Raw genomic sequence first — 14,860 nt, forward strand, 5'->3', positions numbered from 1 at the left:
TTCAATTTTTATAGTAGTAACACTTAGTTTGAGTGGTTGCAGTATTTTTAAGAAAAACTGTAACTGCCCGAAGGTTTATTACAAAAATTATCCATCCCAAAAAAAGTAACAGAAACTGTCAGTTTTTACGGTACGGCTCTATAATAATCAAGCTGTATTTAAAATGTTACTCAGCATTTAACACATCTTAACAAACCTTTCGGGCTTCGCTTAGTCTGATAGCTTAGTTTTATATTATAATACCTAATTTTTTCTAATGAAAAGAAACGTTCAAAGAGCAATTTTAATTGTTCTTATATTTTGTGGCTACGCAGCACAAGCGCAGAATACTGGCTCAATAAGTGGTAAAGTGGTTAGTGCTAAGGACAAAAAACCTGTCGATTATGCAACAATTGCAGTAAGAAATTTGAAAGATTCTACTGTTGTTGCTTCTGGTCAAACCAATCCGGATGGTACATTTAGTTTTAAGGCTATTGCGCCTGGTAAGTACCGTATTTATTCAGCTTTTTTAGGTTTAAAAACAGCAACAAAAGATGTTGAAGTGGCTAAAGCAGCTGTAAATGCCGGAGAAATATTGATGAATGATGATGGCGTTGATTTAAATGAGGTTAATGTAACCGCTAGCATTCCGGTGGTTGTTAAAACCGATACACTGGAATTTGATGCGAAATCGATTAAGGTTCGTGAAAATGCAGTAGTAGAAGATGTTCTGAAAAAACTTCCCGGGGTTGAGGTAGCTAAAGATGGAAGTATTAAAGCACAGGGAGAAACCGTAACCAGGGTTAAGGTTGATGGTAAGGAGTTTTTTGGAAACGACCCATTATTGGCAACAAAAAACCTTCCTGCAGATATGGTTGATAAAATTCAGATTATTGATGAAATGTCAGAGCAATCGCAGTTTTCAGGAGTTGATGACGGCACCAGAAATAAAATCTTAAACATTACCACTAAAGCCGGAATGAAGAAAGGCTATTTTGGAAATAGTACTGTTGGCTATGGAACTCAAGATAGGTATGATGCCAGTATAAACGTAAACAAGTTTGATAACGACCAGCAGTTTAGCGTTATTGGGCAATTCAATAATGTAAATAAACAAAGCTTCGGACAAGGCAATGGACAAGGAAACGGTTTTGGAGGAGGAGGTCGTGGTAATTTTGGTGGCGGTGGAAGTGGTGCAGGCAGCGGTGGTATTACCACTACAAATGCTGGTGGTTTAAACTTTGCCGATACTTATAAAGATGGTACGCAAATTCAGGGAAGTTATTTCTTTAATAAATCTGCAGTATCTAATCAACAGAATAGCTTTACGCAAAATTTACTAGGAAATACAATCACTACTGTAAATAATAATGCTGATAATAATACCGATCGCATTAACCACAGGTTTAACTTTATGATTGATACCAAGCTTGATTCATCAACAACAATCAAGATTCAGCCAAATGTTTCATTCACAGAATCTGATGCAACAAATTTAAGCACCTATGATCGAAATCTGATTCAGTCTCAAACCATAGGATCTCAAAGCTACATCAGTAATAACACCACGCCAAGCATCAGTAATAATTTATTATTGCGTAAGAAATTTAAAAGACGTGGCAGAACAATTTCACTTAATGTGAATACCAGCATTAATAATAATGATGCAAATAATTACAACTATATTTCTGAAAGTAATACGGTTAACAATGTTACTACGGCAACACTTACCGATCAGTTAAACAAGGTAAACAATAATTCAATCAACAATATAGCAAGAGTGGTTTATACTGAGCCATTATCTAAAACAACAAGCCTTGAATTCAATTATCAAAATGGTTATGCCCACGATAATCAAGGCAGGGAAGTACTGGATTTCAATTCTGCAAGTGGACAGTATGATTTAATCAATTACGATTATACCAATACTTACGAAAACCAAACGCTAACAAATGCAGCCGGAGTAAGTTTTACCACCAATGAGAAGAAGTATAACTGGAATATTGGTTTAGCAGCACAGCAAACCAATCGGGTAAATACCAACATTACCACTGGAATGGTAAGAACACAAAATTTCATCAACTTAACACCTTCTGCAAACTTTAGATATAATTTTAGCAATGCCAGAAGATTGAACGTTCGATACAGAGGAAACACACAACAGCCAACGATCAATCAGATTCAACCCATTCCTGATAACACGAATACGCAAAATGTATTTGTTGGTAATCCTGGTTTAAAACCGGCCTTCAACAATAATTTAACCATTAACTATAATAATTTTGACTTCGCGAAGAGTAGAATGTTTTTTGCTTTCATTAATCTGAGTCAAACATTTAATGCAATTGGTAATAGCAGCCAATTGGTTACTGATCAAAATGATGTAGATTATGGTAAAATCAGAACAACCTATGTGAATGTAGATGGCGTTTATTCTGGTAACGCGAGCGTAAATTTAGGTTTACCACTTTTGCCAGAGCGAAAGCTTACTTTAAACGCATCGTTAAATGCGAATTATAACAGAAACGTGAACTTTACTACAGGTACCAACAATTCATCTGATTTAGTTAGAAACATAACCAATACTTATTCAGTAACTAATCGTTACAACTTTGTAACCAATTTTGATAATTTCGATTTAACTGGTGGAATATCTGGAACATACAATAGAGCTACTTATTCAGCTCAGCCAAATTCAACCACCAATTTTTATACACTTAATCCAAGCTTTGATATCAGCTATGTTTTTCCAGGCAACATTCGTTTAGCTGTGGATTTGGATTATATTAAAAATACAGGTAGAGGCGAAGGCTATAACACCGAGTTTACTTTAGTTAATTCATATATCAGCCGTCAGTTCTTTAAGAACAGAGGTACGTTTAAAATTGCTGTGAATGATGCTTTCAACCAAAACCAGGGAATTAGCAGAACAGCTACAAACAATACTATTACCGATTTAAATTATAATGTTTTAAAAAGATATTATATGTTCTCATTCACTTATTCATTAACCCGCATTGGTGGAAGAAACATGAGTGGTGATATGCAGATGCCAGGACAGGGGGGCGGTAGAGGAGGCCAACGGATGAGAATGTAATTAAAGTTATTTAAAGGCCCGTTTTTAACGGGTCTTTTTTTTGATTCAAATTATAACTGTACAAATGACAGTTATGTATTTCAATTGTTACTTAAGCCAAAATAAACCTTTAAAGTGGTTCGTAGTCTTTAAATTAAAACCAGAAAACTAACCAATGAAACAACTTTTTACGCTGCTTTTAATGCTATTGTCATTTATTGCCTATGCACAAACCCCTGGATCAGTAAGCGGAAGAGTTGTTCAATCAAAAGATAAAAATCCGATTGATTATGCATCAATAGCCATTAAAAACCTTTCAGATTCAAGCACCGTAGGAGCCATTAGCACGGGCGAAGATGGTAAATTCATTTTTAAAGGGCTTAAACCAGGAAATTATAGGCTTTATGCTGCTTTTTTAGGCTTAAAGAATACCAACAAAGATTTTACCATTACCGCCGAAAAAACAGAGATCAATTTAGGCGATATCATCTTAGAAGGTGGTGCAATAGATCTTCAAACCGTAGAAATAAAAGCAGAAATCCCTCCGATAATAGTTAAGAAAGATACACTTGAATTTAACGCGAGTTCTTTCAAGGTTGTAGAAAATGCAGTGGTAGAAGATCTCCTGAAAAAACTTCCGGGAGTTGAAGTAGATAAGGCCGGTACTGTGAAAGCACAAGGCGAAACCATAACGAAGGTTAAGGTTGATGGCAAAGAATTTTTTGGTAACGATCCGTTACTGGCTACCAAAAATTTACCTGCAGATATGATTGATAAAATCCAGATCATAGACGAACTATCTGATCAGGCTCAATTTACCGGTATTGATGATGGCACACGAACGAAAATTATAAATATTACCACCAAAAAGGATAAAAAAAATGGCTATTTCGGTAATTCAACGGCAGGTTATGGTTCTGATGACCGTTACGATATAAATGCAAACATCAATCACTTTAATCAGGATAAAAAGTTAAGTGTAGTGGCGCAGTTTAATAACGTAAACAAGCAAAATTTTGGTGGTGGTTTGGGCGGTGGGAACGGTGGTGGCAGTGGAGGCAGAGGAGGGATTACAAATACTAAAGCCGCAGGTTTTAATTTTAATGATACGTATACCGACGAAACCGAGATAAGCTTAAGCTACTTTGTAAATAAATCTGATAACCTGATTTTAAGAAATAGTGTTACGCAAAACTTGTTGGGTGATGTCACCACAATTTTTAATAATAATCAAACCAATAACTCCGATCGTTTGAATCATCGTTTGAATTTTATGGTAGATACCAAACTGGATTCATTAACATCACTTAGAATTCAGTCAAATTTAGGCTATACAAATAATGAAAGTGTAAATAGCAGTATTTATACAAGAGATTACAATACGTATAAAATTAACGGTTCACAAACCTTAAGAAATCATAACACAGCACCATCCATTAGTAACAACATTTTGCTGCGCAAAAAATTTATGCGCCGTGGAAGAACCTTGTCATTAAATCTCAACACGAACATTAACAATAACGACGCTGACAATTATAATAACAACCCTGAAACCAGAATAGAGGGGAATGTGATCACGCAGAAAATCACTAATCAATTTAATGATCAGGAAAGTGAATCAATTAACCAAAATACAAGATTAGTTTATACCGAGCCACTGGGTAAAACACTTAGCCTTGAATTTAATTATCAAAATGGCTATAATCACAATAAATCCGATCGTTTTACCTATAACTTCAACCCGGCTACCTTACAGTATGATTTGCTCGATCAAACATTTAGCAATTCTTATGAAAACACCATTTTAACCAATACCGCAGGATTTAGCTTCAATAAAGCAGCAAAAAAGTATAATTGGAATGTAGGCATGGCGGTACAAAATACCGATAGAACAAACAATAACATTACCCGGGGCTTTGTGCTAAAACAAAATGTATTTAATTATACCCCATCAGCAATGTTCAGGTACAATTTTAGCAACAGCAAACGATTGGTATTTAACTACAGGGGAAGAACAAACCAACCAACCATCCAACAGTTGCAGCCCATTCCGAATAACACCAATACGCAGAATATACCAGTAGGTAACCCAGATTTAAAGCCTGAATTTGATAATACTTTAAGGATCGCCTACAATACATTTACAGCAGGTAAAAACCGATCTTTATTTGTAAACTTAAATCTTACCCAAACTTCAAATAAAATAGCAAATAGCAGTAGCTTAATTCAAAGTGGGCCCGATCAGGGAAAACTTGCTATTCTCCCGGTAAATGTTAATGGTGTTTATGCGGGTAGTATATCATCTTCATTGAGCTTGCCTATTATGGCCGAGAATAAACTTAATTTTCATATCAATGTTGGCGGTAATTATGACCGTGATGTCAATTTTACGAATTCTCTAAAAAACATAACAAACAGCTGGTCAATTAGCAATGGATATAGATTGGTTTCCAATTTGGATAAATTGGATTTAACAGCTGGTGTGAATGGATCAATTAATCGTGCTACTTATTCTGTTCAGCCAAATTCCAATACACGCTTTTACACTTTTAGTCCGAATATTAGTGTTAGTTATTTATTCCCTGGTAACATTCGTTGGTATGTAGATGCAGATTATAATCAGAATACAGGACGAGGTGAAGCCTTTGATACTTATTTTACATTGGTCAACTCTTATATCAGTAAGCAATTTTTCAATAACAGGGGTACTTTTAAGGCATCAGTAAATGATTTGCTGAACGAGAATCAAGGTGTAAGCCGGACGGCGAATAACAATACCATTCAGGATGTGAGCTATAATGTACTGCAGCGTTATTTTATGTTTTCTTTTACTTATTCTCTTAATAGAATGGGAGGTAAAAACAGAAGCAGAGGCAGCGAAGAAGGCGGTGGAAGAAACCGTGGTGGAAATGGAGGCGGCTCTGGAGGCGGCAGACAAAGAAATTAAATCATTATAACGTAAAAGGTGGTTTTATATAAATGATACGGTCATGTTATTTGGAATAAATCTAAAGAAAGGGTAACTTGCGCTAAATTTAGCACATGAAACCATCGTGTTCAAAATTAATTTCAAAACCTTTTGTTTGAGAAAATTTTGAATATCAAAGGCTCCATCTGATAGTTAAAAAATATAAAAGGAAACAGATGAAACTTTCGCATCTAAAAGTCGGAGAAAAAGGAACAATCGTAGCTTTTACAGATCTTGATATGTCGGTAAAGCTAATGGAGATGGGTTGCCTGCCAGGCGAGACTGTAGAAGTTGAGCGTTTTGCGCCGCTAGGCGATCCAATGGCTATTCGTGTTGCTGGTTATCAGCTTTGCTTACGTAAAAGTGAGGCAGATGTCATTATCATTCAATAAATAAGCTGATTTGGATATTAAAGTTGCGTTAGTTGGTAATCCCAATACAGGTAAATCTACTCTTTTTAACCGTTTAACAGGGTTAAATCAAAAAATAGGAAATTTTCCGGGCATCACTGTTGATAAGAAAACAGGTTTTACAAAACTGGCTGCTCATGTAGAAGCAGAAATTATTGATTTACCAGGGACTTACAGCTTATATCCAAAAAGTAGCGATGAGAGTATTGTTTTCCAAGTGCTTGCCGATCAAAAAAACAATAGCCATCCTGACGTAATTGTACTGATTGCGGATGCTTCTAACCTTAAGCGGAATATGCTCTTGTACTCGCAGGTTGCAGATTTGGGCATTCCAATGATTTTAGCTTTAAATATGATCGACCTTGCTGAAAAACAAGGAATAAAAATCAATTTGGATAAGCTTTCTCAAAAATTGGGCGTTCAGGTAGTTTCTATTTCTGCCCGAAATAATATTGGAATCGATCGCTTGAAGCAGGCTATTCATCATACAAACAAAGTGGCCACGCAATTTCAGGATGTTGATGTAAACAGTTTAGCACCTGAGGCGATTAATGCCATAAAATCAAAAATCAATTCAGATAATGATTATTATGCGTTGCAGGTTTTACATCAACATGAATACCTGAATTTCTTTACCGCACAAGAACAAGAAGAAATAGAGCAAATAGAGCAATCACATCATTTCGAATCGGCTAAGGTTCAGGCTGCAGAAACGGTTGCCCGATATCAGCATCTTGGCGCAATCTTATCAGATGTAATAACGGATAATGGAACGGCAAAAAAATATTCTTTCAGTGATAGATTAGATGCTGTATTAACGCATAAAGTTTGGGGCTTTGCCATCTTTTTACTTATTCTGTTTGTGATCTTTAATGCCATATTTGCCTGGTCGTCTTATCCTATGGATTGGATAGAAAGCGGTTTTGGCTTTATCACTGAAACAGGTCATGAATATCTTCCGGCAGGAATGCTCACGGATTTAATATTAGATGGAGTAATTGCCGGTTTAGGCGGAATCTTTGTTTTTATCCCACAAATTGCAATTTTATTTGCTTTTATATCCATTCTGGAAGATACCGGTTATATGGCAAGGGTTACTTTCATGATGGATAAAATCATGAGTAAAGTTGGCTTAAACGGTAAATCTGTTGTGCCCATGATTGGTGGCCTGGCTTGTGCCGTTCCTTCCATTATGGCAGCAAGGAATATCGAAAACTGGAAAGACAGGATGATCACTATTATGGTTACGCCTTTGGTTAGCTGTTCAGCGAGGCTACCGGTTTATATTTTAATCATCTCCTTGATCATACCATCAGAAAATGTTCTTGGTATTTTTAATATGCAGGGGCTGGCATTAATGGTTATGTATTTAGTTGGGGTAGTTGCTGCGGTTTTGGTTGCCTGGGTCATGAAATTCCTGATCAAAATGAAAGAAAGATCGTACTTTATTATGGAGTTGCCGGTTTACCGCATGCCCCGATGGAAAAATGTTTTTTATACGATGTATGAGAAATCCAAAACCTTTGTTATCGAAGCCGGTAAGGTAATCATTGCCATTTCAATCATTCTTTGGGTAATGGCTGCCTTTGGTCCTGGAAATCGCTTTGAAAACATCGATAAAAAATATGCCTCAGCATTGGCAGACACAACAAAAAATACAACACATATTGAAACACTCATAGCGACAGAAAAACTGGAAAATTCATACGTTGGCATTTTAGGGCATTGGATTGAGCCGGCAATTCGTCCGTTAGGATATGACTGGAAGATTGGCATAGGCTTAATTACCTCTTTTGCTGCCCGTGAAGCCTTTGTGGGAACAATGGCTACCATTTATAGTGTTGATGGTGGAGATGAGGATACATCAACCATAAGAGAGCGTATGGCTGCTTCTGTAAATAGTCGTACGGGTTTGCCGGTTTATACATTTGCAACAGGTATATCACTCATGTTGTTTTATGCCTTTGCTATGCAATGTATGAGTACGGTTGCTATTGTTTACCGGGAAACAAAAGGCTGGAAATGGCCGGTTATTCAGCTGGCTTATATGACGGCTATGGCATATTTTGCAGCATTGGTAGCTTATCAGTTGCTAAAATAAATTACCAAAACTTGTGGTAAAGCTCAGGTTGCATTTCTCTGCTGATCAGAATTAGAAGAGCAATTTTAATGCTGCTATTAAAGTTTCTTCCCGCTTTTCGTTTTACTGCGCCATCAGCTAAACAGCTGTGGCTTCGTGTTCACTGCAATCGGGTCTACGTGGCATAAAAAGTGCTTTTATTCATCTGCAAAATGCTTAAGCTTTCCTTCTCAAATAACGACTCAAGTGAGTGATTATATCGATTCGATTTATTTTTGCTATCTAAACCCTCAACCTCCTTTTACCCCAATTCAATCTGCCTTTTAATGCTTTCTTCCAGTGAAATTAATGTTTCCGTCCGTTGAATGCCATTAACTGCCTGAATTTCCTCATTTAAAACGTGGCGTAAATGATTGGTATCTCTACAAATAATTTTCGCGAACATACTGTAAGCACCGGTGGTGTAATGTAATTCTACAACTTCTTTAATTTTACTGAGCTGGGCAACAGCATCTTTATATTGAATACCTTTTTCTAAATAAATTCCTAAGAAAGCGCAAATATCATAACCGGCTTTCTGCGGATCGATGATTAAATGCGATCCCTTAATAATGCCCATTTCCTGCAATTTCTTCATTCTAACATGGATGGTACCGCCCGAAACAATGAGATCTTTTGCAATTTCGGTATAAGGTTTTGTAGCATCCTGCATCAATTGCTTTAATATATCGATGTCGAGGTTGTCAATTTCTAAATTGGAATTGTCTTTTTTAAGCATATTTTTGAATTATGATAAGCGAATTTACAAATATTTATCAATATTATAAAAATAAAATTAAATGTTTAAAATATTTGCAAGGTATTGATTGTTCCTTTACATTTGTATCAAGCAATTAACAAAAAGGAACGTTCTTTAACAAATTGCTGAACATAATGTAGGGTGGTGAAACAGGCAGACACACCTCCTTGTCTCGGTGGCGGAGAATAATGGGAATATACCGGTTTCGGTACTAACCACTCCTTGAAGGTTCGATTCCTTCCCCTACAGCCAGTTCAGTTTACAATTTACAGTGAGCAGTTAAAAGCTGGAGACTGGAAATTGAAAACTGTTAACTTTTGAAATGTTGGGTGGTGAAATTGGCAGACACGCCTCCTTGTCTCGGTGGTGGGGAATAATGGGACAAACGCAGTTTATTGGGTTGACCACAAATTAATTTTTTGAACTGTAGCTAACTACCCCTTGAAGGTTCGACTCCTTCCCCAACAGCATTTTTTATGAATAATAAGTTAGTTAATTGAGCAATCCTGGATAGGTTGCTCTTTTTATTTGAAAACCTTTCTGACTTAGAAGCAAAAAAAGGGAACAGATCAGAATCTGTTCCCTTTTTTTATGAAGTTGCGAATGATTAAACTGTCATTACATCTCTTTCTTTAGCTTCAGCATGTTTATCTACTTTGATAATGTAAGCATCAGTTAGCTTTTGGACTTCAGCTTCGCCAGTTTTAATCTCATCATCAGAAACACCATCGCCCTTTAGTTTTTGAATTTTGGTGTTAGCATCTTTTCGTATGTTACGGATGGTGATGCGGCCGCGTTCAGCTTCTTCTTTTACTTTTTTAACCAGGTCTTTTCTCCGCTCTTCGGTTAAAGGTGGTACAACCAAACGGATTACAATACCGTCATTTTGAGGATTGATTCCAATATTGGCTACTTGAATGGCTTTTTCAATTGCTGTTAAAAGTGATTTTTCCCAAGGTTGGATCACAATTGTTCTTGCATCAGGAGTATTAATACTTGCTACTTGAGCTAATGCTGTAGCGGCTCCGTAATAATCAACAAAAATACCATCAAGCATTCCTGCAGAAGCTTTACCAGCTCTAATTTTAGTTAATTCGGCCTCACAATGATCGATTGCTTTATCCATCGATGATTGTGCATCCATTAATTGTAGTTTTATGAGGTCGTTCATAATTGTGTGTATTTCTACAAAAATAATAATTTAAATGCTTATTTAACTAATGTGCCAATTGGCTCTCCATTAGCAATTTTCATGAAGTTGCCATGCTTGTTCATATCAAACACAATAATAGGCACCTGGTTTTCCTCGCAAAGTGTAAAAGCTGTCATATCCATTACGTTTAAACCTTTTGCATAAACTTCTTTAAAAGTAATTTGCTCGTATTTAACAGCTAAAGGGTCTTTTTCCGGATCGGCAGTGTAAATGCCATCAACACGGGTTCCTTTTAATACTGCGTCAGCTTTAATTTCGATTGCCCGTAATGCTGCTGCCGAGTCGGTTGTGAAATACGGATTTCCGGTACCGGCGCCGAAAATAACAACGCGGCCTTTTTCTAAATGACGAACAGCTCTTCTGCGGATAAATGGTTCGCAGATTTGCTCCATCTTGATGGCCGTAAGAAGGCGGGTTTTGATGCCCACTTTTTCCAAGGCATCTTGTAAAGCCATAGAATTGATTACGGTAGCTAACATACCCATGTAATCAGCTTGCGCCCTATCCATCCCACTTTTCTCAGCGCTCAGGCCTCTAAAAATATTTCCTCCACCAATTACGATTGCAATTTCTAAACCTTTGTCATGTACAGCTTTGATATCTTCAGCATATTGTTTAACACGTTCATTATCAATACCGTATTGTTTGTCGCCCATTAGCGATTCGCCGCTAAGCTTTAGTAGGATGCGTTTGTATTTCATGACCTCAAAAATATTAACAATTTTTTAATACCTGGCTATGCTTTTTAACAATTGATGTAAATATTTAGATTGATATTTTTTCTCCTCTAAATATAACTTCCTTTAAGTTTAATGAATCATCCAGGATTAAAAGATTCGCTTCGTTTCCTGGAGCGATGGTTGCAGTTAGCTGATCTATTCCTATTAAGTCTGCCGGATATTTTGTGCCCATGTTAATGGCTTCATTTAACTCGATCCCGCACCGAGAAACACAATTCTGAACAGCTTGTAGCATCGTTAATGAAGAGCCGGAAAGTGTTCCGTTAGGCATAACATATTTATCGCCATTTTTAACATGCTGATAAGGACCTGTTGAACATTCGGTAACTGCATCGGTAATTAGGAATAGGCGTTCTTTTAACAGTTTTTTTGCAAATTTTACAACTTCATAGTCAACATGCTGCCCATCTGCAATGATACTTGCCCTGGCTTTATCATGGCTAAAAACTGCTGTCGGAATGCCCGGTTCACGATGATGAACAGGACTCATTGCGTTAAACAAATGTGTAGTGGTTTGAATCCCCTTATTATAAGCATCTGTTGCCTCTTCAAATGTCGCATTACTATGCCCAAGTGAAACAACCACCCCATTATCCAACAGGTATTGAATCACTTCATCATCCTGACATTCGGGCGCAATCGTCATCATTTTTATCACTCCATCTCCAAAATCCAATAATTCTTTAATCTCATTTAAAGTGGCTTTCCGTACAAATTCAGGTATATGTGCCCCTAAACGTTTTGGATTTAAAAACGGTCCTTCTAAATGTAAACCTTTAAAATTTCGTGCCGCGGAACGGTATTCTTTAGCGGTTGCGATGCATGAATTAAAAACTTCGGGAGTATTTGTTGCCATACAAGCCAGAAACGCTGTCGTGCCTTTCTTGAGTAAATCATCCTCTATGATGGTCAATGACTCTAGGGTAGGTTCTGCCGAGAATAACTTTCCTCCGGCACCGTAAATTTGTAAATCAATAAAGCCTGGAACGCTTAAAGAAGGATTTGGTGTGTTGGTTTTAGCATTTGTTATCTCAATAATATTTGGGCCATCAATTAAAATGTCTTGATTTTTTTTTCGTTTACCATCTTGAAAATAAGAAGTATTGGCAATTACATATTTCATATCAAACGTTTGAGTAAATTTAATCTTACACATCCAAAGTTAGTTATTGTAGCTATATATTTGATCATTCAGATGATTACTATGCAAATGGATGTAAACCAAAACAATAGAAGGAATTTTTTAAAGGCAAGTTTAACAATAAGTGCGGCTACATTGGTTAAACCAGCTGTCGCGATTGCAAGTTTATCAGCGGCAGAAGATGAATTTAAAATCGCTGTTGGTCCGTATCTTCAAACCAATTTCAACAATTCAATCACTATTCTTTGGCTTACAAATAAGGTGGCCGCTGGTTGGGTAGAGTTTGGCGAACAAGCTGATCATTTAAATCAAAAAGCTTATGGTAAAGCCGATTTAGGCTTAATGCAGGCCAATAGTAAACTCAATGCGGTAACACTTTCTAATTTAAAACCTGGCACAAAATATTACTACAAAATTGTATCAAAAGAAATAAAGGATTTTCAGCCCTACAAACTTACCTATGGCGAGTTGGTAAGTAGCAATATTGAAGAGTTTGTTAATGCAGATTTGAATAAAGAGGAAGTTTCTTTTCTGATGATGAACGACATACATGACCGGCCGGAATCAATACCTCATTTATTAAATCAGGTTCCGGATCAAAAGCAAGATTTCATTTTCTTTAATGGTGATATCTTTGATTATCAAACAGATGAAAAGCAAATTATAGAGCACATGCTTCAGCCTTGTGTAACACATTTTGCAAAGCAAACTCCGTTTATTTATGTAAGGGGTAATCATGAAACCAGAGGTAAATTTGCGAGGGAGTTTTCACAATACTATATGCATGTTGGCCATACCGCTTTTACACTCGGCCCGGTTCGTTTTGTAATTTTAGATACAGGCGAAGATAAAGAGGATTCGCATCCGGTTTATGCCGGAATTGTAAACTTTGATGATTACAGGATTCAACAAGCTGAATGGTTGAAAACAGAAATCGAATCTAAAGCTTTTAAAAAAGCTCCTTTCAGAATTGTAATGATGCACATTCCACCGCGTTTCTCAGGCGATGCGCATGGCCCGAAGCATTGTACAGAACTTTTTGAACCATTATTGAATAAAGGAAAGGTAGATTTGGTTCTGAGTGGCCATACGCACAGGTATATGGTTCATCAACCGGATAAAAATTTGAACCATTATCCTTTGATTATTGGTGGCGGACCAAAGAACGGAACCAGAACAATTACTAAGGTTAAAGCAGATCAAAATAAAATTGTAGTAAGTATGCTTGACGATTCAGGTAAAGAAGTGGGTACTTATACTGCTTTGAGGAAGTAGGAGGGATAATATTTTTATGTTGAAGCTGCAAAAGATAATCATTATGAGAAGGCTTTTTGAGGTTGGGGCGAAGCAATCTGCCGGAGCGATGAGAAAAATTAGAGCCTTCGCACAAGCAGATTGCTTCGGACGATGAAAAATCGATCCTCGCAATGACGTTTTGGCTGTTTTTATCTAATTATTAATCGAACTCAGGTTACTATGGGTTATAGCGATTGTTGTAAAATTGCTTCATTGCTCACAATGATGGCTATCTTTATTGATTGGGCTAATGGAAGAGGAGTATATTGCATAAAAAAAGCTCCAATTTCTTGGAGCTTTTAAATATGTTTTTAATGCTTATGCACCTAATTGTACACGTTTGAAAGCAGATACAGTTAAACCTTTAGCAGTGTTATCTAAAAATTTACGAACATCTACTGAACTGTCTTTAACAAACTCCTGGTTTAATAAAGTACTGTCTTTGTAGAATTTATTCAATTTACCAGCAGCAATTTTTTCAACCATTTCTTCTGGTTTACCTTCAGCACGGATTACTTCTTTAGCGATCTCGATTTCACGCTCGATGGTTTTTGGATCAACATCAGCTTTATCTAAAGCAACCGGGCTCATTGCAGCAATTTGCATAGCAACATCTTTACCAGCTTCTTCAACACCAGCAACATCCTGGTTTAAAGCAACCAATACACCTAAACGATAGTTACCGTGGATGTAAGGAACAACTTTCTCACCAGTTACCACTTCATATTTAGAGATACCGATTTTCTCGCCAATTTTACCAGTGTTATCAACGATAACTTCAGATACTTTAGCACCATCTAAATCGAGCGCTAATAATTCTTCTAAGTTAGCAGGGTTTTTATCGATAGCTAAATCAGCAAATTTGTTTGCCAAAGCAACGAAATCAGCATTTTTAGCAACGAAATCAGTTTCGCAGTTTAGTTCTAAAACGATACCACGTTTACCATCAGCAGTTGCTTTAGCAATTACAACACCTTCATTGCTCTCACGATCCTGACGGCTTGCTGCTACTTTAGCACCTTTTTTACGTAAATAATCAACAGCTGCTTCAAAATCACCGTTAGCTTCAACTAAAGCTTTTTTGCAATCCATCATACCAGCGCCAGTTTGTTGACGCAATTTGTTCACATCTGCTGCAGAAATTTGTACTGTAGACAT

General features: G+C 36.8%; 10 protein-coding genes and 2 tRNA genes. 7 read left to right on the plus strand and 5 right to left on the minus strand.

What is annotated here, in order from left to right; translation table 11 throughout:
* The first annotated feature begins 256 nt into the window (after positions 1-256).
* The 4 genes from DU508_RS07895 to feoB all read left to right on the plus strand — a co-directional run bounded on the left by DU508_RS07895 (position 257) and on the right by feoB (position 8,534).
* Positions 257-3,076, plus strand: coding sequence for a TonB-dependent receptor (locus tag DU508_RS07895; protein WP_115402282.1), 2,820 nt, complete (start codon positions 257-259; stop codon positions 3,074-3,076).
* 154 nt (positions 3,077-3,230) lie between these two features.
* Positions 3,231-6,002, plus strand: a complete 2,772-nt coding sequence (locus tag DU508_RS07900) for a TonB-dependent receptor (protein ID WP_115402283.1) — start codon at positions 3,231-3,233, stop codon at positions 6,000-6,002.
* Positions 6,003-6,199: 197 nt separating this feature from the next.
* Complete coding sequence (locus DU508_RS07905; protein ID WP_115402284.1) at positions 6,200-6,415, plus strand: FeoA family protein; 216 nt, start codon at positions 6,200-6,202, stop codon at positions 6,413-6,415.
* Positions 6,416-6,425: 10 nt separating this feature from the next.
* A complete protein-coding gene (gene feoB, locus DU508_RS07910) occupies positions 6,426-8,534 on the plus strand; it encodes a ferrous iron transport protein B (protein WP_115402285.1) in 2,109 nt (702 codons plus the stop codon).
* A gap of 280 nt (positions 8,535-8,814) precedes the next feature.
* On the opposite strand, the gene DU508_RS07915 is transcribed toward feoB, so the two are convergent.
* Positions 8,815-9,291 (minus strand): Lrp/AsnC ligand binding domain-containing protein, encoded by a 477-nt coding sequence (locus DU508_RS07915; RefSeq protein WP_025145395.1) that lies wholly within the window; start codon positions 9,289-9,291, stop codon positions 8,815-8,817.
* Between the two features lie 156 nt (positions 9,292-9,447).
* Here DU508_RS07915 and DU508_RS23785 point away from each other — a divergent pair.
* Positions 9,448-9,564, plus strand: a tRNA-Asp gene (locus DU508_RS23785).
* Between the two features lie 71 nt (positions 9,565-9,635).
* A tRNA-Asp gene (locus DU508_RS23790) sits at positions 9,636-9,780 on the plus strand.
* Between the two features lie 139 nt (positions 9,781-9,919).
* Here DU508_RS23790 and frr read toward each other — a convergent pair.
* The 3 genes from frr to nagA form a co-directional block, all read right to left on the minus strand.
* Positions 9,920-10,483: a ribosome recycling factor gene (frr, locus tag DU508_RS07920; RefSeq protein WP_115402286.1), complete on the minus strand. Its 564-nt coding sequence runs from the start codon at positions 10,481-10,483 to the stop codon at positions 9,920-9,922.
* Between the two features lie 38 nt (positions 10,484-10,521).
* Positions 10,522-11,226: a UMP kinase gene (pyrH, locus tag DU508_RS07925; RefSeq protein ID WP_115402287.1), complete on the minus strand. Its 705-nt coding sequence runs from the start codon at positions 11,224-11,226 to the stop codon at positions 10,522-10,524.
* 64 nt (positions 11,227-11,290) lie between these two features.
* Entirely contained in the window at positions 11,291-12,388 is a 1,098-nt protein-coding gene (gene nagA, locus DU508_RS07930) for an N-acetylglucosamine-6-phosphate deacetylase (protein WP_115402288.1), read from the minus strand.
* A 72-nt stretch (positions 12,389-12,460) separates the two neighbouring features.
* On the opposite strand from nagA, the gene DU508_RS07935 reads away from it, so the two are divergent.
* Positions 12,461-13,681 carry an FN3 domain-containing metallophosphoesterase family protein gene (locus DU508_RS07935; protein WP_199562670.1) on the plus strand — a complete coding sequence of 407 codons (1,221 nt, stop codon included), beginning with the start codon at positions 12,461-12,463 and terminating at the stop codon, positions 13,679-13,681.
* A gap of 339 nt (positions 13,682-14,020) precedes the next feature.
* Here DU508_RS07935 and tsf read toward each other — a convergent pair whose 3' ends face one another.
* Positions 14,021-14,860 carry a translation elongation factor Ts gene (gene tsf / locus DU508_RS07940; RefSeq protein WP_115402290.1) on the minus strand — a complete coding sequence of 280 codons (840 nt, stop codon included), beginning with the start codon at positions 14,858-14,860 and terminating at the stop codon, positions 14,021-14,023.

This window comes from Pedobacter chinensis (assembly GCF_003339865.1).
Lineage (GTDB): Bacteria > Bacteroidota > Bacteroidia > Sphingobacteriales > Sphingobacteriaceae > Pedobacter > Pedobacter chinensis.